Genomic DNA, 23,532 nt, shown 5'->3' with positions numbered 1-23,532 from the left:
TCTAGTATATCCATTATATATTACTACACATGGACCCTTGTTTGCAATTCGATTTGGTATTGACCAATCATTTCTTCTGATTGGTATAAGTTGTATGCCATCCGGGCATTAAACGTGTCCGCATCGTTTTGGTCTACATTAAGTAAATTTAATTGTCCTTGGAAAGTAATTGCTTGTGCATCTGTCACATGGTAGAGGATATCCGTTTTTTTACCTTTGACTAAATTCATTGTCGTTTCTGTACCGTTCACTTGACGACGGATAGTCACTTTATCGTTAGCTTCAAATTTTAAACGAACCGCTACGATGTTTTCGGTAATTTTTTCTTCATATTCTACATAGATAGCCTCGCCTACTTCATAGAAGTAACCATTTGTTTTAGTGGTAAATTCCTCTTGCACTTGTTGACCATCACGATCTTGTTGGATATAGTTTTTAACCTTTAACTGGATTTCTTGTTTACCAGTATTTGCCATTTGGCAACCTCCTCTAATTTCATCATTGTATGCATATTTTACCTCCCTATTCTAACATGATTCCTTAGGACTTCAAAGATTGTATACCGGTGAAACCGCCGTCAAATAGGGGAAATAGCTACTTTTATGTTACAATATAGACAAATTAGTGGAAAGGACTTTCACATAATGTTTGAGGTTTTTAAAACAAGCAACAAACCGCTGACTATGGCGGTCTATAAAGATATTACTAAAAATAATCAAGCCTATGGTTTAGAGGAGGCAGATGCAGCCTTGCTACCCTTTGCGGTTGACGATGCTATCTTGAATGCCATCAACCAAGAAACTTTTGAAGCCCCATTAGCCATCCATTTCTGGCCAACCCGCCCAACAGTTATTCTTGGTGGAATGGATACTCGCTTACCCAACTTTAACCAGGCCGTAACTTGGTTATATAAAAACCAGGATATTTTACCAGTAGTACGCCCTGCTGGTGGTTTAGCGGTGGTATCTGACCCAAATGTCTTGAACGTGACTCTATTGATAGACACCAAAAACCAAGCCTTAACCATAGATCAGGCTTATGAATTTATCGTCGCACTCTTACAAGAAATGATGGACGCACATGGCGTATCACTGGAAGTTGGCGAAGTCGCTACATCCTACTGCCCTGGTAAATTTGACGTATCCATTCGTGGGCAAAAAGTAGCCGGTATTGCCCAACGTAGAATCGGTCATGCGGTAGGGATTTACCTATACATGTCAATCAGCGGAGACCAAGAGAGTCGCGGCCAATTAGTAGCTGATATGTATCATGAGGGGCAAGCGAACCAAGACGAAAAAGGTCGCTATCCTCAAGTTGACCCAAGTGTCATGGCGAACCTTTCTGACTTTTCAAGCATTGATTCAGTTGAACAATTTGTAAATCAGTTGCTAGCAGTTATCGCCCATGCTGGCGTCAACTTAAATGAGAGAAAACAAAGTGAATTAGATACGGCGACTTATATCGAACGAATGCAGAAACGAAACCAAGTCCTTTACGATATATTAGCAAATCAATAGATAGAAACCGCCCGCCTTCACGTATAAATATAGAGAGGCAGAATTTGACAAAGGAGACTGTTATGAGTATTGCAGAAGCGAGTAAACGCATACCCGAGAAGGTGTTTCGGGACCCCGTGCACGACTACATCCACGTCCAACACCAGGTAATTATGGACCTGATCAATTCTAAAGAAATGCAACGCCTACGCCGAATCAAACAAATGGGGACGGCTTCTTATACCTTCCACGGGGCGGAACATTCACGGTTTAGCCATTCATTGGGTGTTTATGAAATTGCTCGAAAGATTTGTGATAAATTTGTACGAAATTATGCCGTTGAAGATGGTGGCGCTTGGGACGATAGTGAGCGATTGGTCGTCTTATGTGCTGCACTCTTACACGACATTGGGCACGGACCTTTCTCCCATACCTTTGAGAATATTTTCAATACTGACCACGAAACCATGACAAGAGAAATCATTTTGTCAGAAGCCACTGAGGTCAACCAGATTTTACGCGGGGTATCCGCTGATTTCCCAAGACAAGTAGCGTCTGTCATTGATAAAACCTATCCAAATCCGCAAGTTGTTCAGTTGATTTCTAGTCAAATTGACGCTGACCGAATGGATTATCTACTCCGTGACTCTTACTTCTCTGGCACTAATTACGGGAACTTTGATTTGAGCCGGATTCTACGAGTGATGCACCCTTATAAAGATGGTATTCGTTTTGACTACAACGGTATGCATGCAGTGGAGGACTATATCACTAGTCGTTATCAAATGTATATGCAGGTCTACTTCCATCCTGTATCACGAGGTATGGAGATGCTACTACACCACTTACTGAAACGTGCACAGGAATTGTTCCTCACGAAAGACCAATTTACTAGCCATGATACCTACGCATTCTTTTTAGAGCCATTCTTCACTCAAGATTGGACGTTAGAGGATTACCTGCGCCTAGATGATGGGGTCTTACAAACTTATTTCCAACACTGGATTTTCTATGCAGAAGACCCAGTCTTGCGAGATTTAGCTGACCGCTTTGTTAACCGCAAACCATTTAAGTCAGTCACTTACAACGAGGTTGAAAACCAAGAAGACGTGAAAGTATTGATCGACTTAGTGGGCAAATTAGGCTACGACATCCAATACTATGTTGCTATGAACTCGCGCTTTGATTTACCGTATGATTTCTACCGACCAAGTGCCGAGAAACCACGTACGCAAATTGAATTAGTTGAGAAAAATGGCCACATGGTTGAATTGTCAAAAGCTTCGAGTTTAATCGCAGCCTTTACTGGTCAACAGCGCGGTGATGAGCGACTATTCTTACCGAATGAATTATTCTATGGGAAAAACCGTGACAACATTACCTTGTTTGAACCAATTCTAAAACAAATTCATGCTATGACAAAAACGGGTACAATTACCCCACTGGATGAAAATTCAACAGACACATTGGCATAAGGTTTTTCATTTATAGTGGCACCCTTTAACTCATTAAGAGATGTCCTGGTTAAATTGAAAGATTTAGATATTGATCAACTAAACTAAGCACCTCATTAGGATTCTTAAAGAGTCAAATAGATTTTAAACAAGTAAAATAAAGAGTAGAGATTGGTGTTTTGGTCACATTCTCTACTCTTTTAAATAATTGAACTTTTTAATCCACCTTCAATACAGGTTTCCCTGCTTCCAGCAAGGCTTTGTTGCGCAGGAAGCCAAATGACAGGATAACTAAGGCAAATCCTGCGAATAATAGGATATAAGAAATGGGCATAAAATCAGCTAAGGGGCCAAACAAGGCCATTCCTAAAGGCATCATGGCGGTGTTGATCATAGACATGACCCCAAACACCCGACCTAGATAGGCTTCTTCCACATGGTCTTGAATCAGTACCATAGATGGGGTATTGAATAAAGGGACGGCAATCCCTGTAATGACCATCAGGACGACATACAACCAGAAGTTGCTGGTCGAACCTAATCCCAAGGTGCAGGCCGCCAAGATAAAGGAACCCAAGGCCATGGTCTTGATTCGGTTGGGAAATCCTTGCCACCAAGAAATCAAACCGCCACCTAAGACGAACCCGACTGAGAAAGCAATTTCAATAGCTGACAACCGCCACACTTCGTCTCCGTATGTCCTTGTCACAACTAAAGTCGGTAACATGGAGGCTGGCGCGATTAGTAACATGAAGATGCCGAAGAAGATGAATAGGTTTCTTAGGAAGTCATGGTTTTTGACGTACCGGACGCCCAACATAAAGTCGGCAGTATAGGACGCCGCCTGGTCTCTACTTGCCTTGTCATGGGTCCGGACTTTCAAAAATAACATGGTGACAATCGCTAATCCCGCTGTAACCACATCGACTAGGAAGATGTAAGCCAGTGGCCAGGCTGCTAGCAAACCCGCTGATATCAAAGGCGACCCGAAGTTTAGAATCCCTTGAATAGAGGAATTGAGGCCGTTAATCCGAGTTAATTCTGATTTAGGGACGATTTGTGGCAAAATAGCACCCACTGCCGGTGTTTGGACGGCTGCGCCAAAGGCACGAATGGCCGCCACAATCAGTAACATCCAAATCTCTTGGTAACCCTGCATATACAACAAGGCTAAAATAAGCGTTGATACCGCAATCCCACCATCAGCCCACATGATTAATTGCTTTCGGTTAAACCGGTCAGCCCAGACCCCTGTTACTGGTGACAGTAAAAAGGTTGGTAAAAAGGCGCAGATGATATACAAGGTCATCATGACACCGGACCCGGTTTCAATCGTAATATGCCACATGATGGCATATTGGACGATGGATGATCCGAATAGGGAAATCCCCTGACTGGTTAGGAATAAAGCGACATCCCTTACCCAGTTTCTATTTGCCTGTTTATTGATTTCATTCATGGAAATCTCCCCCATATTTCAAACTTTCTTCGTCTTCCATCTTACTCGACCAAGCCGTCCCTGTCGATATTTAAGCCGTTCAAATGGGCATGTACAGGCAATTTATATTTATATTTATATTCATTTTCCAATCAAATTGAAACCCACTTTAACGAAATAAAAAATCGAGACCAGTGGCCCCGACTTTATTTGATCTATTTATTTTTCTATAATGCTTCCATAAAGGCTGCCATCCGGTCCATGGCTACGGCAATATCCTCATAGGCTGCGGCATAAGAGAAACGGAAGTAACCTTGGCCGCCTGGTCCAAAGGCTGAGCCAGGAATGACACCGACTTTCGCTTTTTCAGCTAAATCTAGAGCAAAGGCTTGGTCATCATCACCGTATTTGGCTGGAATGCGGGGGAATACATAAAATGCGCCAGCTGGATGCGGGATATCAAATCCCATAGCTATCATCCGGTCCACAATCATATTCCTGCGGTGGTTGTATTCACCCTTCATGTCATCAATGGCTTGGTCGCCGTCATTATAAGCAGCTACCCCGGCCCACTGGTCAGGTGTTGATACACAGGTTACCATGGTTTGGAAAATTTTGAACAACTCTTCGTATAGGTCAGCTGGAATATGTAAGAAGCCTAGTCTAAAGCCGGTCATGGCATAAGATTTAGACGCGCCTGCCAATAAAATTGTCCGGTCAGGCAATTCTTCAACCATTGAATAGTGGTCACCTTCATAAACCAAATCCCCGTAAATTTCATCCGACAAGACATAAACATCCGGATACTTCCGCAAGACCTCTGCCAACCCCTTGACCTGATCCTTAGAATAAGTGGTCCCAGTTGGATTGTTTGGATAATTCAGCATCAACAACTTGATCTCAGGATGACCTTGTAGCTGGTGGTCCAAAACTTCAGGCGTTAAGACAAAACCATCAGCAGACGTATCCACAAAAATTGACTCCCCACCAGATAAAATAGAAGAATAGCCATATAGTGGGAAATATGGTGATGGAATCAAGACCTTATCCCCAGGATTCAAAAGGGCCATCATGGTAATCATAAAACCTTGACTAGCCCCCACCGTCACCATAATTTGTTGCCAGTTTAGGTCTAGTTGATGACGACGTTGGTAAAAATTAGCAATCGCCTGACGCAACTCCTGCAAACCATCCGAAGCCGCATAGTGGGTGAAATTCTTATCCAAAGCCTCTTTCATCGCATCTTTAATAAATTCAGGCACATCAAAATTTGGCTCCCCAATCGTAAAATTCAACAAGCCAGGAATCGTCGACACCTGCGCATCAAAAGCCCGAATCTCAGACGGCGTAATCTGCTTTAATCGCTCATTAATCGTCATACCACAAAAATCCTCTCATTAACCGGCCAGTCCCCCAACCGCATATTTCCTATATTGTAGCACTTATCCCCAAAAATCGTGATGCCTTTTCTAAACCTTTTTGTAAAAGGACAGTTCCTAACCTCTAAAAATTACAAAATATTTAAAGGCTACCGCTATTGGTCTAACTTTTGGTAGTATATAATAAAAAGAAGTGGAAAAATAAGGGGTGCGAGCAAAAGCGCGATTCCCCCTTTTCCAAAAAGCTGTATCAATTGTACTAATGAGGAGTGTATACAATGGCACAACGAAGATATAATACGGATGCGAGTGTCAACCAGATGCAATCTTTGCGGGCGGAAACACATCAAAAAGCCAGCGCCTTGTCGGCGGATATGCGGTCCTTCTTCCAGGATTGTGAGGGGTATTTTCTAACGAGTGGTCCGGCGCAACCTGCGATTTATCAGGAGTTATCGAAATTGGTGGACCGATTGCAGGTAGCGGAACTGCGACAAATTTCAGCTGAGGAAGTGCTAGGGATGTCGGGGGAGGATTATTGTAAGTTGACCCTTCGTCGCTTGAATATTGAACGATATGATTTTAATTTAGCTAAGTATGTACCAGCTGTTCTATCATTTGTGGTCTTAACTTTAACCATTTATGCGACTTATATGTTTATTGCCGGTTACGCATGGTGGGGTGACTTTGCTTCTGCTCTCCAGATGCCAGTTGCGGTATCAATTTTAGGATTGCCTCTCCAGGTTTTCGTGATTTTCACAGCCATTTTCTTTTGGGTGACTTTCCAGCGGAATACTGCCTTTGGTCGCAAGTGGTACCAAGGCTTTAATGTCTTATATTTATTGGCCGGCATCTTTTCTGCCGCACTGGTTTTCACCCTACCCTACATTATTCATTCATACCGGGTAGCGCAGATTAACCTACCAGTCTGGTTGGTATGGGCCATTGCCATTATCGCTATGGGATACTACTTCTTGGTCTCTTACTTCAATGTGGGCGATAAGGTAGACTTATGGATTTCAAACCGAGCGGCTCAGTCGACTTTAAGTGATGACGACACCTATTCACCAACTTTAGGAGCCTATTTAACAGGCCAACCAGGGAATGAAGATAAGGATTTAACCCCAGTTCGGGAATTAGACCAAACACCTGATAGTAATAATGAGGAAAAACTAGCTGTCTCTGATGAACCCATGCGTTTAAATAACTTGTGGAATACTATCATGTTAAAACGGCCGATTATTAACCGGAAGACTTACCGGGAAATGCAAGACCGTCAAGAACGTGATGGTTACAGCGATAAGGCAGATAAAGACAACAAGAAAAATAGCGAATCTGGCAAAACCAGTCAGCGCCGTAAAAAATAAGGGCTAGCAAAAGCTGAATTTCGCTGATATTGGTACTGATTAATAGTACTGATACATTGTACCGATATATAGTAAGGAGCTAACTAAGTGAAGATAGCAGTAATAGGTGGCGGGATCCTTGGATCGACCGCTGCCTTTTATTTAACCAAAGACCATGATGTAACCCTATATGACGACGGAATTGGGCAAGCTACTAAAGCGGCGGCCGGCATTATCTGCCCCTGGTTCTCTAAACGTCGCAATAAACCCTGGTACCGCCTAGCCAATGGTGGGGCCCATTTTTACCGAGACTTATTGAAAGATTTGGCGGACGCTGGGATAGTGACCCAGGCTTATCAACAAAAAACGACTTGGTTGTTGAAGAAGAAGCCCAAACTGATTGATGATTTGATGGCGATTGCTGAAAAACGACAAGGAGAAGCCTCTTTAATCCAAGAAATTAACAAGTTATCCCCAACTTATCAACAGGCTCGATTTCCCCATTTTCACTATGACAACGACCTGATTGAAACGGATGGCGGTGCGGTAGTAGACGGTCAAGCTTTATGTCAGGATTTAATTACCGCAGCAAAGGGGGAAAATCTAAAAGTTGTGAATGTTCGGGCTGATTTAACTTTCTTAGATGATGGTAAAGTTATGGTGAAAAATGACCAAGAAGTCTATGATACCGTTGTTTTAGCGACTGGTGCTTGGTTGGGTCAGGTCCTTGACCCACTGGGCTATCAAGTAGATGTCCGCCCTCAAAAAGGCCAACTGGCAGTGATTGAAACCGACTGGGATACCCAAGCATTACCCCTGATTATGCCTGAAGGTGAAGGTGATTTTATACCTCATTTAGACGGGAAAATCTTTGTGGGCGCTAGTCATGAAGACAATCAAGGCTTTGATTTGTCCACAGACCCAAGCCAATTAGTGGATATCTTTTCCAAAATCTATCAACTGGTCCCTGAATTGGCTAACTATCCAGTCACTGACTATAAAATCGGTAGCCGGGCTTATACCTCTGACTATGCGCCCTTCTATGGACCATTGCCTGACCGGCCAAATGTTTATGTGGCATCCGGCTTGGGTTCATCCGGTTTAACCACCGGCCCTTTGATTGCTAGAGAGATGAGTCGCTTAATCAATAATGAGGAAACCTTGCTTGATCCTAGCGACTATGCCGTTGAAAATTATATCCAAAAGCGTGTCCAATAGTAGGAAAGTCTTTCAAATCATTTCAAATAGTTAATATCATACACAGTCCTTGCTGCATCAAATGAATCAGCAAGGGCTTTTTTTGGTGTTCATTTATATTTATTTGCACACTTAATTTGCATAACTTTTAAATTATTTTCCACTTCTTCCAGTTCTGTGTCTTTTCTTACAAATATCACATGATTTGCGGAGAAAATCTTACATTGATGAGAAAATCATGTGAGGTATTTTTCTGTCATGTTACTTTTTTGAAAATATTTTTAAATTATTTTACACGGCACAAACCCTTGTGAGATAAGAAAAAGATGAGATTCACTCTCATCACATTCTTAAAATAGTGGTTGACATTCAAATCTAAAGTGACTAGGATACAGTTATCAAAACTTACTTGTAGCGTTTTCTACAGGGTTTCTGTTTTGCATGTTTTATTAAAATTAAAGAAAGGGTGCGGTATATCTTGTCTATCGATTTTGATAATAGAGAGTTTGGACGTCAATTTGTTGATGTAGTAAAAGCTAACACAACCATCTCTCCTGACCATTATTCTACCTATGACTTGAAACACGGTCTACGGAATGACGATGGTACAGGTGTATTAGTTGGGGTGTCAGGGATTGCTTCAGTTTCAGGATATAAAATGCTAGATGATAAAATAATTCCGACAGAAGGGGAACTCCGTTATCGGGGAATTCGATTGACAGACTTAGTAGAGAATTATTTTAAAGAAGATAAGTTCGGCTATGAGGAAACCATCTACCTATTGCTCTCTGGCAGTTTACCAACTAAAGGAGAAATGGCTGCTTTTGATGAATTGCTGGAGGAGAATCGAAAACTCCCCGATAGCTTCATTGAAAATTTCATTATTAATTCACCATCCGAAAACGTAATGAATAATATGCAACGGGTATTATTGGCACTTTATTCCTTTGATGATAAGGCGGAAGATCGTGATTTTGAAAACCAAATCTCCCAAGTCATTTCCATCATTGCGAAGATGCCACTCATACTTGCCTATTCCTACATAGGTAAGAAGTATTACTACGATGATGCGTCACTTATCTTGCATCACCTGGAGCCGAATATGTCCACAGCTGAAACAATCCTTCATCTTATTCGTCCAGACGCGACATTTACAGATGAGGAAGCCAAGTTACTAGACCTATGTTTGATTATCCATGCGGAACACGGTGGCGGGAACAATTCAACCTTCGCTACTCACGTAGTGTCTTCAACAGGAACGGATACTTATTCAACCATTTCAACAGCCTTAAGTTCGCTTAAAGGGTCAAAACACGGTGGCGCCAATTCGATGGTAGAAGCCATGGTGCAAGATTTAAAAGCCACAACGGCTGATTGGACGGATAAGGACCAAGTTGAAAAATACTTACGTGACATCTTAAATAAGCAAGCCTTTGACCAGTCAGGTCTCATCTACGGTATGGGGCATGCAGTATATACAAAGTCAGACCCACGAGCTGTTTTGCTGAAAGATAAGGCGAAAGAAATGGCCATTGAAAAAGGCTATTGCGATGACTTCAACCTCCTAAGTAACATCGAAGCCATCACCAAAGACCTCATCAACGAAAAGCGTCCTGCCAGTGAAATTTGTGCCAACGTCGATTTATACACGGGCCTTGTTTATAGAATGCTTGGACTGAGTCCAGACCTCTATACCCCAATCTTTGCCGTCGCACGAACTGCCGGTTGGTGCGCCCATCGTTTGGAACAAATTCAAGACCCGAAAATTATCCGCCCAGCTTATGTCAACATTTCCAAAAACAAGGCCTACCTTGCCATGGAAGATAGGCAAAGCAAACACAGTCAATTAGCTCTCAAGTAACGATCAAATAACAACAGACACTCTGGTTTACGAAAGGGAAAGTGATTACTATGGGAAACAACACTGATCTAAACAATAAAGAAGCATTTACTAAAATTAAACATAACAACCGTCAAGCAAAACCACGTACACGCGGGATTACAGAAATCCGTGGACCATACTATACAGTTATGGGTGAACGCTACTTACGTGATGTGTTAGAAACAATGGGTGAACATGTAGATATCTTGAAATTTGCTGGTGGTTCTTTCACCTTAATGCCTGAAGAAGAATTGATTAAAATTTTAGACTTGGCGCATGAATATGGTGTCAAAGTATCTACAGGTGGATTCATGGAATATGTTTTAACACAAGGAATCGAAGCGGTAGACTACTACATTAGCGAATGTAAACGTGTTGGTTTTGACATCATTGAAATTTCTACAGGATTTATTACCATGCCAACTGATGATATTGTCCGTTTAGTAGAACGCGTGCAAGATGCAGGTCTATTAGCCAAGCCAGAAATCGGTGTGCAATTTGGTTCAGGTGGTACCAACACAATCGAACAAAATGAAGCAGCCGGTCTACTTGATCCCGCTCAAGCGATTGAAGTAGGTAAACGTTGTTTAGAAGCTGGGGCTTACATGTTGATGATCGAGTCTGAAGGAATCACTGAAAGTGTGGCTAGCTGGAGAACAGAAATTGCTACCCGTTTCGCTTCAGAATTAGGTACTGAAAAAGTCATGTTTGAAGCAGCTGATCCGGATGTATTCTCTTGGTACATTAAAAACTACGGTCCAGACGTGAACTTGTTCGTTGACCATAGTCAAATCGTACAATTAGAAGGTATTCGTCGCGGTATCTGGGGTAACAACGAGTTATTCGGCCGTGTAATTACCTTAAACGACGGTAAAAACTAAGTAGTCATATAAACATCAACTATAGGGGGTATGCGTTTTTGACCATATACTCCTTATATATCTATAAAGAAAATAGACTTAATAAAATATCGGAGGTCGAGTAGATGTCAAACGATAAACAAACATTGGTTCAACAACTTGCAAGCTGGGTAGAAAGCCGTAGCTATGATGACTTATCAGATGAAGCCATTAAAGTATTAAAATTACGTCTCTTAGATAGTATTGGAGTTGGGATCGGTGCCTTAGAAGGCCAACCCGTGAAAGATATCCGCACGATGACAGAAGATTTAGGTGGCGCCCCACTAGTAACCTTACTTGGTGGCGGTAAATCCAGTCCTGACTACGCAACCTTTTATAACGGGGCAGCTATCCGTTATTTAGACTACAACGATTCATACCTAGCGAAAAACGAAACCTGCCACCCATCTGACAATATTGCCCCAGTATTAGCCGCCACTGAATACGCTGGTGGTAGCGGGAAAGACTTCTTACTTGGCTTAGGCATCGCCTACCAAGTCCAAGCTCGCTTATCTGACGTTGCTCCCGTACGTGACCATGGTTTTGATCATACCGTACAAGGAAGTTACGGTGCCGCTGCAGGTGCGGCCGCTGCCTTGAAATTAGACGCTGATAAGACCGCAAATGCGATTGCCATTGCAGGTACAGGCTACAATTCATTGCGGGTGACTAGAACCGGTGCCCTATCTCACTGGAAAGGGTTGGCTTATCCAAACACGGCCATGGGTGCCATGCATGCGACTTTACTCGCTAGCTACGGCATTACTGGACCTGAAGAAGTATTTGAAGGAAACAAAGGATTCATGGATTCGATTGCTGGTAAATTTGATATCGACTGGTCGAAAGAAGATTTAAACCGAGTAACTAAAACCATCACCAAACGCTACAATGCTGAAATTCATTCCCAATCTTCTATTGAAGGTTTGTTGGAATTGAAAGACGCAGAAAATATCGCCGCTGATGACATTAAGGAAATTCGATTGTACACCTTTGACGTAGCCTTCAATATTATCGGTGGTGGCGAGGAAGGTGGCAAAAAGAACATCCAATTCAAAGAGGAAGCAGATCATTCACTACCTTACATGCTAGCTGTCGCCTACTTAGACGGACAAGTCATGCCTGACCAATACGAACCAGCCCGCATTACTAGTTCAGACGTTCAAGACCTCTTACAAAAAGTCCACGTTGAACCAGTTCAAGCCTACAGCGACCGTTTCCCAGCAGAAATGGCTTGCCGTATTGAACTAGAAACCAATGACGGCCAAGTATTTGAAATTGAGAAAAATGACTACCATGGCTTCAACACCCACCCTGCCGATTGGGACGTCTTAATGGAAAAATACAAGGGCCTTACAAGTAAAATCGATGCTGACCTAGCAGATAAGATTGCTGCTACCATCAAAGATATCGAAAACGTTGATATCAGCGTCTTAACTGACTTACTAGGACAAGTGAAAGTCAAATAAGTACATTATGCCAACTAAAAAAGGCCTAGCTGAGTATACTTACATACTCAGCTAGGCCTTTTACTTTATTCAAAATAGATGAAGGTAGATTAAAGGGCGGAGCCTAAAATCGGGCCCACACCTCATAGTCGAGCTCGAGGATCTCGCATCCTAAAATCGGACTCGCTTTGGCAGTCAGGTGTTCACTTCAGGAATATTTGCAGCAAGTAAACTTGCTACGGCATATTCCTTCCAGTGCTACCTGCCTAAACGCCAAAGCTCACACCTTAATTATTATTTTGTTCTTTTAATAAGTCACGGATTTCTGTTAATAGTAATTCTTGGCTATCAACAAGTGCAACTTCTTCGTCTTCTTCAACACCATCTTTTTCGAATTGGCTCTTCAATGATGCTACAGCTTTCATAACGAAGAATAATACCAATGAAATAATTAAGAATGTAATCACTGCTTGGATAAAGTTACCTACAGTCAATACAGCAGAACCTAATTGAACTGTGATAGAAGTAAAGTCAGTTGACCCTAAGATCAATCCAACAAACGGCATGATGATATCACTTACTAACGAGTTAACGATAGCAGTAAAAGCAGTCGCCATTACAACCCCAATAGCCAAGTCTAAAACATTGCCTTTAGCAATAAAATCGCGGAATTCTTTTAACATTTTTGTTTCCTCCCCTAAATAAAATATGATTAATAATACATAACTTATTAAACCATATCTCTCATTTTTTGTAAAAAAATAGCCTAAAACCATACAAAGAAAGTACAATTTCAAGCTGAATATTTCAATATTGTATTAAAAATGTACGAAATTGATGACCCCTAAACCAATCATCAAACAAGAAACCACTAAATGCAACTTCCGGTGCATGAAAATAATGGCCACAAACTCCCGCACCCAATTTAAAATCCGCTCCATCATCGTCGCCTGCGCACCCACACCAGACATCTGATACAAGCCCTCCATATTGGCGTACAACTGACTGCGGTATAAATGGTAAGACGACGTCACAAAGACCGCTTTCGTCGTTTTCAACTGCTTCACATTCGCCTGCATAATCCCTTTTGCGTAAATAAAATTCTCATGGGTATTTCGCGCCTGGTCCTCAATTAAAATCATCTCAGGTGGCACCCCGTGGTCCACCAAATAATCGGCCATAATCCGCGCCTCACTCACCTGCGACTCCGCCCCAGTCGACGTCCCACTCACGATTATCCGTGGCACCGATTGAAATTGGAACTGTTGCCGTTCAATGTAATCCACCGCCATATCCAACCGACTCTCCAGAGCACCCGAAGGTTCCCCGTTCTTAGACAGCTGCTCCCCCAAAATCACCACAAAATCCTGCTGGCCTTCATCCTCCAACAAGGTCAATCGCAAGGTCACCACCAAATAATTGACGAAAGCGAGCACGAAATAGGCCATCGCAAACTGGAAGACCCGTACCACTTCCTGGTGAAAAAGGGTCGAGTAGAAGAAACTGGCAACATATTGGAAGACAGTTCCGCCAATCAATACAGCAGCCAATAGTAAACCTACCGTCAACTGCAATTTCGACTTTTCAACCCGGTAGACTTTCAACGCATAGGAAATCATCCCAACTCCAAAAATCATGGTAAATAAAGGCGCTAATAACCGGACGTACCTGTCCAACCAATAAAAGACATGCTGGAAGAAGGGATGGTTGTTAAAAGTCGGATCATTTAAAATCGCAAAAAATAAAATAATAAAGCCCGCTAAAAACAGGAAATTATCCACCAAATTCCTGGGCGCAATCACTAAAATGACGATGCCAACAAGAAAACATGTCAGCGCTATGAGATATGGAATCATAAAGCCTCCTAGATTTCGTGGTAAGCCGCGTACACGTCCCGCTTATTCACGCCCGTTTGCTTAGCCACTTGTTTAATGGCATCCTTTGTCGACAAGTCTTTTTGCCCCATCCACCAGTCCACCTGGTCTTTCAAGGACATCTCCTCTAAAGCATCCTGTAACATCGTCGCCTCAGTCACTGGCGCATCATTACCCGCAATATAGAAGCAAATTTCCCCTTTAATCGGCCCATTTTGGTCAAAATGCACAGCCAAATCATCCAGGCTGCCTCGGTTAAACTCTTCAAACTTCTTAGTCAACTCCCGCACCACTACCGCAGACCGGTCAGGGCCGAAGGCATCACGACAATCCTCAAGGGTTTGCACCAAGCGGTAAGGCGATTCATAAAACATCATCGTGTAGGGAAAATTCACCAAGTCATCCAAGAAAGCTTTTTTCTCAGACTTCTTACGCGGTAAAAATCCAATAAAAGCAAACTGGTCAGTATCCAAACCTGAAGCCACTAGCCCAGTTAAGGCCGCATTGGCTCCAGGTAGCGGCACAACCCGAATACCTTCTGCAATAGCTGCTTGCGCCAACTCAAATCCCGGATCAGAAATTGCTGGCATCCCTGCATCAGACACCTGCGCTAAACTCTGCCCTTCTTTTAGCATAGCCAAAATTTGTGGAATCCGCGTTTGACTATTATGTTGGTGGTAGGACATCTGCCCCGTCGTCACCTCAAAATGATTGAGCAACTTCTGCGTATTTCGCGTATCCTCAGCCAAAATCATATCCACCGATTTCAAGGTATTGACTGCACGAAAAGTCATATCCTCCAAATTACCAATCGGCGTCGGCACCAAATACAAGGTACCAAACCCTTCATTCTCCTGCTTTGTAAATGAATGTTGTACCTGAACCATGCCCTCACTCCTCATCTTTAACTGCTTTTTCTTCCTCCGGCAAAAAGGGTAAACTGCCCTCTAAGCTGTCAGACACCCGGTCCGTCCACATTTTTGGGGGCCAAACTTGGCTGACGCCCTTTTCTTTAAGGAAGGCTTCCTTTTGTCTACGGGTTAATTGTTTAAATCGATATTCCGCTGACATGGCCCGCGACTTTGATGTAAACGGCTTGCTGTAAACCATATGAACGGGCCGACGCCTAGCTGCCTGAGTATACTTGGCCCCCTTACCTTGGTTATGAACCATTTCCCGACGATCAGGATTAGTCGTATAGCCTGTGTAAAGCGTATTATCACTGCAAGCTAGCACATAGAAGTAGTGCCATTTTTCTGACTTATTCGCCATAAATTAACTGTCTCATCTCCGGTGTATATTCATCTGAAACGGTTTGGGTATAGAAAGGTGGCAAGACCCGCAATCCTTTATCGTGACCATCTTTCATGAATTCGAGCAAAATAGTTTTCGCTTCTTTACCTGGTTTAGGATAGATAAACTGCAGCCGCTTCAAAGTTAAATGATACTGGTTACCAAGTACAATCAACTCACTCAACCGCTCAGGTCTATGGACAATATATAATTTACCACGGTTACGTAGGACAAACTGAGCCTGCTGGAAAATATCTTCCGCTGTCATGGCCACTTCATGACGCGCTAAGGTTTTCGCATCTAATAAATTGACCTTAGATTCATCATATTTTTTAAAATATGGTGGATTACAAGTCACTACATCCACAGAATCCTTTTTAAAGGCATCACGGACAGCTTTTAAATCCATCTGGTGAACCGTAATTTTGTCCGCCAAGTCATTATGTACCATCGATCGCTTGGCCATGTCTGCTACTTGAGGTTGAATTTCAATCCCATGAATCTGGGTTTTATCACTCGTTTTAGCCGACAGTAATAAAGGAATCACCCCATTACCCGAACAAAAATCAATGACCTGTTTCACCCGGCTCGAAGACACCTGGGCAAAATGCGCCAATAAAATTGCGTCTACTGAAAAGGAGAAGGTCAGGTCACTTTGAATAATTTCAAGATTTTGCGGAATTAAGGCATCCAACCGTTCGCCTGCTTGTAATAAGGGTGTCTCCATTAGCCTTGATTCCCCTCACCAGCACGCTCACCATACAGAATATCTAAACAGAACATGCACTGCTCGTCATTTCCACGGCGTTGGCCGTAGGAAATATTGCAAATATGGAAGCCATCTTCGTAGATATTCATAAGATTTTGACGGGCTTTTGACATCACCTGTGGCGTATCCTCGTCAGCAGGTTCATCTGTTTTCGCAGTATTTTGCGATAAACTATCGTTTAATTCCGTTAACTCTTGTACCCGTTCACGTAAATAAAAATTTTCCATTTTCAAGTTATGGGAAGAAATCAATAATTTGTCCCATTCCTCATTGATAGCATCAATTTTTTCAATCATCCCCTGCAAATCACTCTTCAATGCAGTGATTTCTTCTGCTACATGATGTTCATCCACGTTCCCACACCTACTTTCTACTAGTCATCCTATACCTGTTTAGCCAAAGCCTATTTGGCTATCGGATCATTTCAGTTAAAACGCAATATCTACGCTTTTTCACTCTCCATGATACCACATGATGTGGCTAACCTAAATGAAAACTTCATTTTCAACTAGCGTCAATTATAGCACACCTGTTCGGTTTTTGATTGGTAAAATGTACGGATAAAGTGATTTAGTCATATTACTTGATGCAGTAGCTTTACCTTACCTACCATTTCCTAAAACGATTAGACTGACCTGTGCTAAAATAAAGACAATGAATCGACAAAAAATTTCCAACGAACGGAGTTTCACTCATGCAAGCATTTACCTTTGACAATATGTTTACCCTAGCTGATACCTACGATGAAACCGAATTATACTATTTCATTGGTAATCGCAAGGTCCCTAGCATGTATAGTAACAACAAAATCGTCCTAGATTTCGTCCCTACAGCTGAAGAATTAGATATCCTAGAAGACAATTTCCTAGATTACGCATATGACTTAAACCTTGCTTACTACAGCTTTGTACTACCAATGAATCAACCACTAGCCCCAGACCTATTCACTTCAATCGGTGAAGTGGGCTACGAAATTTCACTAACCAAGTTGATGGTGCTAGATCCCGCTGACTTCAAAGCTACAACCAAAGCCAAAGATACCTACGGCGACCGTCTCGTCTTAAAAGAAGTAGATTCTTCTATTGAACAAGACTACTTTAATTTCAACCAAGTTTTTGATAAAGCGATTGATGACTCAGGTCAATTTGCAGCACAAAAGTTAAATTATTACCCATGGTTTTTAGCGGAAAATAATACTACTGCCCTAGCTGTCTATATCGATAACAAATTAGTCGCTATTACAGATGTCATCCGTCTTGCTCATGCCTATGAAATTGATAATTTCCAAGTTTTAGACGATTACCAGCGTCAAGGAATCGGTTCACTCATCCAACAATGGGTATGTGATAAAGCCCTCGCTGAAGGTAAAATGGTTATCCTGTCTGCTGATGCTGACGATACCCCTTATGACATGTATGTAAAACAAGGCTACCAAGACCAGGGTATGCAAATTGGGCTAAATAGAAAAATCGAAGCCCCCATCATTGAAGACATCCAAACTTACCAAGCTGACCCAGTTGCTTATATGCTTGAAAATGCCGCTTTTGATGAATTCGAAGCATTTGAAGACGAATAAAATAAGTATTACAAAAGCCCTTTGATCGTGTTAAAACTTTTGATTCACTAAAGTCAAAAGTACATGAATAAAGGGTTTTTATTATTTGCTTAAACATACGTCGTCACCCTGTTTTAAAATTCAGTTGACAACATCTAATTAACTTGCTAATCTAATGCTTGTATAAAAAGAAAGGAAGGATATATTTCATGACAGTTAAAGCGAAATTATTGGCTTACTTACTAGACCACCCAGGTCATTTCCATACTGGTCCAGAGTTAGCCGACCACTTCCAAGTCAGCCGGAATGCTGTTTGGAAGGCCGTCAAGCAGTTAGAAACTGAAGGATATGAAATTATCCGTCATCCTAAAAATGGCTATGCCTTAGAAAACCTAAACCATGCCATTGATCCTAACCAAATTAGCCATGGCCTACAAAACGTTTGGCCTGAATTAAAGGTTTACTACCAAGAATCTACCTCGTCAACCAATGACCTTGGTCGTAAACACGCAGCAGATCATCCTAACCAGCCTGCCCTCTTCATTTCAAATGAACAGACAGCTGGTCGCGGTCGTCGTGGTCGTGCTTTTTATTCATCGCTTAGCCAGGGACTTTACTTTTCACTCGTCATGACCCCACCAAAAGGTGTCAATAATGACCTAGTCGCTTCAATGACGATTGCTTCTGCTTCAGCCTATGCAGAAACCCTATCCACTTATTTACCTGATGATGTCATGATTAAGTGGGTGAATGATCTATTTTATCAAGGGAAAAAGGTCGTCGGTATCCTAACTGAAGCAACTTTTGATATGGAAAGTCAGACCATTTCACATTTGGTACTTGGGGTTGGGTCTAACCTTGCGGGTGACTTTTCCAAAGAAAATGCTGAAAATCAATCTGTTGCGGGTACCTTATTTGGACCACAATTGCCAAGAACATTTAATACGAACGATTTAATTACAAACTTTATAATTAAATTTAAATCCTACTATGATGACCTATCTAGTCTGGCTTTCTTGGACTTTTACCGCAGTCACTTATTAGGTAAAAACCAGTGGGTTAACTATACAGAAAATCACGAAAACTATCGTGGTAAAATCCTTGGTGTAACAGATCTTGGTCATCTTTCAATTGAAACACCAGAAGGTAAAGTACGAACCCTTGTATCTGGCGAAGTGTCTTTCTCTAGTCAGCAATTCGCTGACCAATAGCGCACTTAAACTTAACTATAGCAACAACTTTTGGATGTGTGATCATTTAGCGCACATCCATGTAAAAAATAAATGGTCAACCATAAATAAAATATGGTTGACTCAATTAAAAGGAGAACAATATGACAAAATCATCTACTTACTACTGGGTACTTTCAGCACTTATGAGCGTAATTACGCTCATCGCTTCCTATGTTGTTGTACCATTCGGCGCAATTCCTTTCACACTACAAACCTTAGCGGTTATTTTAACAGGTTTATTACTACCAAGAAAATATGCAGCAGTTGCTATGCTATTAAACGCCATTCTTTTATTTATGTTTAAAGGTGCCTTTATTTACAGCCCTTCTTTTGGTTTTATCATCGGCTTTATTGTAGCCATGATTTTTGCCAGTCAAAACCCGGCACTTGAAAATGGATGGAAAGTATTAACCATTCGTGCAATTGTCATGAATGTCATAATATTCTTATGTGGTTTATCATACATGTACTTGGCACTAAACTTCTTACTAGATTCACCAATCACTTGGATGCAAACACTTATGTCAGGTATGATAATCTTCCTACCAACCGATATCATTAAAAACGTAGCAGCCATTTCCCTAGCTTTAGTCTTGAAAAAACGATTAGTCCTATAGAAATAGACCTTGCATTAAGCTTAAAAACCGAGACCTAATCGTCTCGGTTTTTTGTGATTTATCGAGATTTATTCATACGATTCCCTTCCTTCTTTGTAATTGTTTTCACAAATATTTTGTTATATACTCGTGTAAGTTAGAAGACTTTAGTAAATTTGTACGTGGTAAAAACCTGTAAAATAAGCGTTTTATGATTTTATCTACTTCTGTACAAAAAGTGTTCTTTTTAACTCACCAAAATTCGTTATTTTATTCACAATAAAATTGGAGGTTAATACATGAAATTTGTTGCTATTGTTGGTACAAACTCTGATAGATCAACCAATCGCCAGTTGTTGCATTTTATGGCTGATCATTTTGCTAACCAGGCTGAAATAGAAGTAGTAGAAATCAAGGGCGTACCTGTTTTTACCCAACCAGAAGACAAAATTGCACCTGAGATTGTCCAAGCTATCTCGAAAAAAATCACTGAAGCTGATGGGGTGATTATTTCAACACCTGAATATGACCACTCAATTACCGCTGGTTTGAAATCCTTATTAGAATGGATTTCCTATACTGACCAAGCACTCATGGATAAAGCGGTGATGATTGTTGGTGGCTCACTAGGTAGCTTAGGGACTTCTCGTGCACAAAATCATCTTCGTCAAATCCTTGATTCACCTGAATTAAAAGCACGTGTCATGCCAGGTACTGAATACTATTTATCTAATTCAGGTAAAGCTTTTGATGAAGATGGCCACTTAATCTATCCAGAGAAAGTTCTTGAACTAGAAAAACATTTCACCGAATTCATTGGCTTTGTTGAAATCCTTGCACAACTGCGTGAACAAGAGCAATTAACAAGCCGTCGGGACACAAACTTTTCGTGGGAAATTGGCTAAGGAGGACATGATACATGATGAAATTTATTGCTATCGCTGGTAGTGCCGCTGAAAAATCATATAACCGGACTTTACTTGAATTTATGCAAAAGCACTTTGCTAATAAAGCTGAAATAGAGATACTAGACCTTCGCCAAGTACCTATATTCGTAGAAACTGAAGAGCAAGATGACTTACCAATTATTCAAACTTTTAATGAGAAAATCTCTGCTGCAGATGGGGTCATTTTAGCTACACCTGAACACAATCACTCCATCCCTTCTGCCCTAAAAAATATCATTGAACACTTATCCTTTAATTTACACCCACTTGACGGGAAACCTATCATGCTAGTAGGTGCTTCCTATGATATTCAAGGTTCGTCACGTGCCCAATTACATTTGCGTCAAATCTTAGATACACCCGGTGTAAACGCCATAGTGATGCCTGGGCATGAATTTTTACTGGGTCGCGCTCATGAAGCATTTGATGAAGATGGCAATCTTAAAGATGAAAATACTGTTCATTTCTTAGAAACTTGTTTCGGTCAATTCCTTCGTTTTACCGATGTTGCAAGTATCTTATCTCTACCTGAAGAAGTTCGCTTTGAACCTGGTCACTATGAAGTAAAAGCTGTTGGTCATAACGGACCACTTCCAATCACTGTGTCATTTAGTGATACACGTATTGACCGGATCGATATTGATTCAAGTGGTGAAACGGAAGGGATCGCTGATTTGGTATTCACCCGCATCCCTGAACAAATTATAGAAAATCAAACCTTAAATGTAGATGCTGTTTCTGGTGCTTCTGTAACGAGTCAAAGTGTGCTTGATGGGGTTGCCGATGCAGTACGACTAGCTGGCGCTGATCCAAATATTTTGAAAAAACGGCCAAAAATCGCTACTAAATCAGCAACTGAAACCATTGAATATGACACCGATATCCTTGTTATTGGTGGCGGTGGTGCCGGTTTAGCCGCAGCTGCTGCAACTGTTCAAGCGGGTAAAGAAGTCATCTTACTTGAAAAATTCCCATCATTAGGTGGTAATACTGTCCGTGCTGGTGGACCGATGAATGCTGCTGAACCCGAATGGCAAGCAACTTTCTCTGCTAACCCCGGTGAAGGACATACCTTAGAGGAAATTGCAGCCATTGACGAAGACACGATTGATTCAGAATACTTAGAGGACTTCATCAGTTTACGTGCACAAATCAATGACTACTTAGAACGAACTCAACAAGGTGAAGATTACCTATTTGATTCAGTCCTACTCCACAGAATTCAAACTTATTTAGGTGGTAAACGTGAGGACTTAAATGGTCAAGTAATCTATGGTGATTATAAACTTGTGAAACAACTGACTGATAACGCCTTAGGATCTGTTGAATGGTTGACTGAGATTGGCGTACCATTTGAACGTGACGACGTCTCTATGCCAGTTGGTGCTTTATGGCGTCGTGGTCATAAACCTGAAGGAAACGAAGGTTTTGCCTTCATCTCTGTCTTAAAACCTTACGTTGAGGAAAACGGTGGCCTCATCCTCACTGAAACACCTGCTAAAGAATTACTGGTAGAAGATGGTAAAATTACGGGCGCAATTGGACAAAACGCTAAGGGTGATAAAGTCATTGTTCACGCCAAAGCAACCATTATTACTTCTGGTGGTTTCGGTGCCAATACGAAGATGCTTCAAAAATACAATACCTACTGGACTGAAATTGCAGATGACATTAAAACCTCAAACTCGCCAGCTATTACAGGGGATGGTATCTTATTAGGTGAATCTGTAGGCGCCGACTTAGTTGGTATGGGCTTCTCACAACTGATGCCTACATCCGATCCTGAAACGGGTGGCTTATTCTCTGGTTTACAAGTGCCACCAGCAAACTTTGTAATGGTCGATACTGAAGGAAAACGCTTCGTCAATGAATTTGGTAGCCGTGACGAACTAGCCCAAGCGGCTATTAATGTGGGTGGATTGTTCTACTTAATTGCCGATGATTTAATCAAGGAAACAGCTTATAATACCAGTCAAGAAAAAATCGACCAACAAGTCGCTGCTGGTACCCTTTTCCGCGATGATACGATCGAAGGCTTAGCCGAGCAATTAGGTATGGATCCAGCTGTGCTTGCAGATACGATTGCAAAATACAATAGCTATGTTGATGCTGGTGAAGACCCTGAATTCCACAAGTCAGCTTTTGCGTTAAAAGTGGTACAAGCACCATTCTATGCAACGCCACGTAAACCAGCCGTTCACCACACAATGGGTGGTTTAAAAATAGATACAGAAGCTAGAGTAATCAACACTGATGGCCAAGTAATTCCTGGGCTATTTGCAGCTGGTGAAGTTGCTGGTGGGATCCACGCTGGTAACCGTTTAGGTGGTAACGCCCTAACTGATATCTTTACTTTTGGACGGATCGCAGCCATCACTGCCCTAGCAGAAATGGATGAGGAATAAGGCAGCATAGCAGAAATTAGAATCATTAAAAGGCGCAAGAGCTCATCAACTCTTGCGCCTTTATGTTGTGATCTATACAAAATCGATAATCAGTATTTTGTCTGTTGCCAAGTGTTACATTTATTTTCGCTGTTCAAGTTATCTTCATGATAGCACGGATACTTACTTCTCACTATAGTGAGGAGAATAACAAAAAAATCATAATATCATCCAATATATTTTTTAATCTAGCATTTGAAGACAATTTGTCTACTTCTTATGAAATTATACAATTTTTTGTTTTTGCCGTTGATATTATATATGTGTCCCATACGAGGACATCATTTGA

Annotated in this window: 21 protein-coding genes; 12 read left to right on the top strand and 9 right to left on the bottom strand. The window is 41.5% G+C overall.

All coding sequences use genetic code 11. From position 1 onward, the window contains the following. Positions 1–23: 23 nt before the first annotated feature. Positions 24–476 (bottom strand): YwiB family protein, encoded by a 453-nt coding sequence (locus AWM74_RS05420; protein WP_026465685.1) that lies wholly within the window; start codon positions 474–476, stop codon positions 24–26. A gap of 168 nt (positions 477–644) precedes the next feature. On the opposite strand from AWM74_RS05420, the gene AWM74_RS05415 reads away from it, so the two are divergent. Beyond that, positions 645–1,517 carry a lipoate--protein ligase family protein gene (locus AWM74_RS05415; RefSeq protein WP_236702822.1) on the top strand — a complete coding sequence of 291 codons (873 nt, stop codon included), beginning with the start codon at positions 645–647 and terminating at the stop codon, positions 1,515–1,517. Positions 1,518–1,579: 62 nt separating this feature from the next. Next, positions 1,580–2,971, top strand: a complete 1,392-nt coding sequence (locus tag AWM74_RS05410) for an HD domain-containing protein (protein WP_026465683.1) — start codon at positions 1,580–1,582, stop codon at positions 2,969–2,971. Positions 2,972–3,167: 196 nt separating this feature from the next. On the opposite strand, the gene AWM74_RS05405 is transcribed toward AWM74_RS05410, so the two are convergent. Then, positions 3,168–4,409 (bottom strand): MFS transporter, encoded by a 1,242-nt coding sequence (locus tag AWM74_RS05405; protein WP_026465682.1) that lies wholly within the window; start codon positions 4,407–4,409, stop codon positions 3,168–3,170. A 206-nt stretch (positions 4,410–4,615) separates the two neighbouring features. Then, entirely contained in the window at positions 4,616–5,767 is a 1,152-nt protein-coding gene (locus AWM74_RS05400) for a pyridoxal phosphate-dependent aminotransferase (RefSeq protein ID WP_026465681.1), read from the bottom strand. A gap of 278 nt (positions 5,768–6,045) precedes the next feature. Between AWM74_RS05400 and AWM74_RS05395 the strand changes: the two genes are divergently transcribed. The 5 genes from AWM74_RS05395 (at position 6,046) to AWM74_RS05375 (ending at position 12,554) form a co-directional block, all read left to right on the top strand. After that, the gene (locus AWM74_RS05395; RefSeq protein WP_026465680.1) at positions 6,046–7,131 is read left to right on the top strand and encodes an ABC transporter permease; all 1,086 of its coding nucleotides are present in this window, start codon (positions 6,046–6,048) and stop codon (positions 7,129–7,131) included. An 87-nt stretch (positions 7,132–7,218) separates the two neighbouring features. After that, the gene (locus AWM74_RS05390; RefSeq protein WP_026465679.1) at positions 7,219–8,328 is read left to right on the top strand and encodes an NAD(P)/FAD-dependent oxidoreductase; all 1,110 of its coding nucleotides are present in this window, start codon (positions 7,219–7,221) and stop codon (positions 8,326–8,328) included. A 457-nt stretch (positions 8,329–8,785) separates the two neighbouring features. Beyond that, the gene (locus tag AWM74_RS05385) at positions 8,786–10,168 is read left to right on the top strand and encodes a citrate synthase (protein WP_026465678.1); all 1,383 of its coding nucleotides are present in this window, start codon (positions 8,786–8,788) and stop codon (positions 10,166–10,168) included. Between the two features lie 50 nt (positions 10,169–10,218). Then, positions 10,219–11,070, top strand: coding sequence for a phosphosulfolactate synthase (locus AWM74_RS05380; RefSeq protein ID WP_016897861.1), 852 nt, complete (start codon positions 10,219–10,221; stop codon positions 11,068–11,070). A gap of 104 nt (positions 11,071–11,174) precedes the next feature. Then, entirely contained in the window at positions 11,175–12,554 is a 1,380-nt protein-coding gene (locus AWM74_RS05375) for an MmgE/PrpD family protein (protein ID WP_026465677.1), read from the top strand. Positions 12,555–12,820: 266 nt separating this feature from the next. On the opposite strand, the gene mscL is transcribed toward AWM74_RS05375, so the two are convergent. The 6 genes from mscL to AWM74_RS05345 form a co-directional block, all read right to left on the bottom strand. Then, positions 12,821–13,216: a large conductance mechanosensitive channel protein MscL gene (gene mscL / locus AWM74_RS05370; protein WP_026465676.1), complete on the bottom strand. Its 396-nt coding sequence runs from the start codon at positions 13,214–13,216 to the stop codon at positions 12,821–12,823. A gap of 135 nt (positions 13,217–13,351) precedes the next feature. After that, complete coding sequence (locus tag AWM74_RS05365; RefSeq protein WP_236702821.1) at positions 13,352–14,314, bottom strand: YdcF family protein; 963 nt, start codon at positions 14,312–14,314, stop codon at positions 13,352–13,354. Between the two features lie 83 nt (positions 14,315–14,397). Next, entirely contained in the window at positions 14,398–15,294 is an 897-nt protein-coding gene (gene rsmI / locus AWM74_RS05360) for a 16S rRNA (cytidine(1402)-2'-O)-methyltransferase (protein WP_026465674.1), read from the bottom strand. A gap of 4 nt (positions 15,295–15,298) precedes the next feature. Continuing rightward, positions 15,299–15,679, bottom strand: coding sequence for a GIY-YIG nuclease family protein (locus AWM74_RS05355; RefSeq protein ID WP_026465673.1), 381 nt, complete (start codon positions 15,677–15,679; stop codon positions 15,299–15,301). After that, complete coding sequence (locus AWM74_RS05350) at positions 15,669–16,427, bottom strand: tRNA1(Val) (adenine(37)-N6)-methyltransferase (RefSeq protein ID WP_026465672.1); 759 nt, start codon at positions 16,425–16,427, stop codon at positions 15,669–15,671. The genes AWM74_RS05355 and AWM74_RS05350 overlap by 11 nt, the downstream gene beginning before the upstream one ends. After that, entirely contained in the window at positions 16,427–16,822 is a 396-nt protein-coding gene (locus tag AWM74_RS05345; protein ID WP_016897868.1) for an initiation-control protein YabA, read from the bottom strand. Before AWM74_RS05345 ends, AWM74_RS05350 begins: the two co-directional genes overlap by 1 nt. A 341-nt stretch (positions 16,823–17,163) precedes the next feature. Here AWM74_RS05345 and AWM74_RS05340 point away from each other — a divergent pair, with 341 nt between their 5' ends. From AWM74_RS05340 to AWM74_RS05320, 5 genes are all read left to right on the top strand, one after another. Next, a complete protein-coding gene (locus AWM74_RS05340; RefSeq protein ID WP_026465671.1) occupies positions 17,164–18,045 on the top strand; it encodes a GNAT family N-acetyltransferase in 882 nt (293 codons plus the stop codon). A 188-nt stretch (positions 18,046–18,233) separates the two neighbouring features. Then, positions 18,234–19,235: a biotin--[acetyl-CoA-carboxylase] ligase gene (locus tag AWM74_RS05335; protein WP_026465670.1), complete on the top strand. Its 1,002-nt coding sequence runs from the start codon at positions 18,234–18,236 to the stop codon at positions 19,233–19,235. A gap of 122 nt (positions 19,236–19,357) precedes the next feature. Beyond that, on the top strand, positions 19,358–19,873 hold the full coding sequence (locus tag AWM74_RS05330) for a biotin transporter BioY (protein ID WP_026465669.1): 516 nt from the start codon (positions 19,358–19,360) through the stop codon (positions 19,871–19,873). Positions 19,874–20,151: 278 nt separating this feature from the next. Further along, positions 20,152–20,757, top strand: a complete 606-nt coding sequence (locus AWM74_RS05325; RefSeq protein ID WP_026465668.1) for an NADPH-dependent FMN reductase — start codon at positions 20,152–20,154, stop codon at positions 20,755–20,757. Positions 20,758–20,774: 17 nt separating this feature from the next. Then, positions 20,775–23,204, top strand: coding sequence for a flavocytochrome c (locus AWM74_RS05320; RefSeq protein ID WP_026465667.1), 2,430 nt, complete (start codon positions 20,775–20,777; stop codon positions 23,202–23,204). Positions 23,205–23,532 lie beyond the last annotated feature (328 nt).

This window comes from Aerococcus urinaeequi (assembly GCF_001543205.1).
GTDB lineage: Bacteria > Bacillota > Bacilli > Lactobacillales > Aerococcaceae > Aerococcus > Aerococcus urinaeequi.
The sequence above is the reverse complement of the archived record's forward strand: the minus strand, read 5'-3'. Positions and strand labels throughout refer to the sequence as shown.

What these genes read in the sequence shown, in the direction of transcription:
- AWM74_RS05320 (WP_026465667.1), top strand. Translation starts at nt 20,775, where the DNA reads ATGAAATTTATTGCTATCGCTGGTAGTGCCGCTGAAAAATCATATAAC.
- AWM74_RS05330 (WP_026465669.1), top strand. Translation starts at nt 19,358, where the DNA reads ATGACAAAATCATCTACTTACTACTGGGTACTTTCAGCACTTATGAGC.
- AWM74_RS05355 (WP_026465673.1), bottom strand. Translation starts at nt 15,679, where the DNA reads ATGGCGAATAAGTCAGAAAAATGGCACTACTTCTATGTGCTAGCTTGC.
- AWM74_RS05380 (WP_016897861.1), top strand. Translation starts at nt 10,219, where the DNA reads ATGGGAAACAACACTGATCTAAACAATAAAGAAGCATTTACTAAAATT.
- AWM74_RS05395 (WP_026465680.1), top strand. Translation starts at nt 6,046, where the DNA reads ATGGCACAACGAAGATATAATACGGATGCGAGTGTCAACCAGATGCAA.
- AWM74_RS05400 (WP_026465681.1), bottom strand. Translation starts at nt 5,767, where the DNA reads ATGACGATTAATGAGCGATTAAAGCAGATTACGCCGTCTGAGATTCGG.
- mscL (WP_026465676.1), bottom strand. Translation starts at nt 13,216, where the DNA reads ATGTTAAAAGAATTCCGCGATTTTATTGCTAAAGGCAATGTTTTAGAC.
- AWM74_RS05335 (WP_026465670.1), top strand. Translation starts at nt 18,234, where the DNA reads ATGACAGTTAAAGCGAAATTATTGGCTTACTTACTAGACCACCCAGGT.
- AWM74_RS05405 (WP_026465682.1), bottom strand. Translation starts at nt 4,409, where the DNA reads ATGAATGAAATCAATAAACAGGCAAATAGAAACTGGGTAAGGGATGTC.
- AWM74_RS05410 (WP_026465683.1), top strand. Translation starts at nt 1,580, where the DNA reads ATGAGTATTGCAGAAGCGAGTAAACGCATACCCGAGAAGGTGTTTCGG.
- AWM74_RS05325 (WP_026465668.1), top strand. Translation starts at nt 20,152, where the DNA reads ATGAAATTTGTTGCTATTGTTGGTACAAACTCTGATAGATCAACCAAT.
- AWM74_RS05415 (WP_236702822.1), top strand. Translation starts at nt 645, where the DNA reads ATGTTTGAGGTTTTTAAAACAAGCAACAAACCGCTGACTATGGCGGTC.
- rsmI (WP_026465674.1), bottom strand. Translation starts at nt 15,294, where the DNA reads ATGGTTCAGGTACAACATTCATTTACAAAGCAGGAGAATGAAGGGTTT.
- AWM74_RS05340 (WP_026465671.1), top strand. Translation starts at nt 17,164, where the DNA reads ATGCAAGCATTTACCTTTGACAATATGTTTACCCTAGCTGATACCTAC.
- AWM74_RS05350 (WP_026465672.1), bottom strand. Translation starts at nt 16,427, where the DNA reads ATGGAGACACCCTTATTACAAGCAGGCGAACGGTTGGATGCCTTAATT.
- AWM74_RS05420 (WP_026465685.1), bottom strand. Translation starts at nt 476, where the DNA reads ATGGCAAATACTGGTAAACAAGAAATCCAGTTAAAGGTTAAAAACTAT.
- AWM74_RS05375 (WP_026465677.1), top strand. Translation starts at nt 11,175, where the DNA reads ATGTCAAACGATAAACAAACATTGGTTCAACAACTTGCAAGCTGGGTA.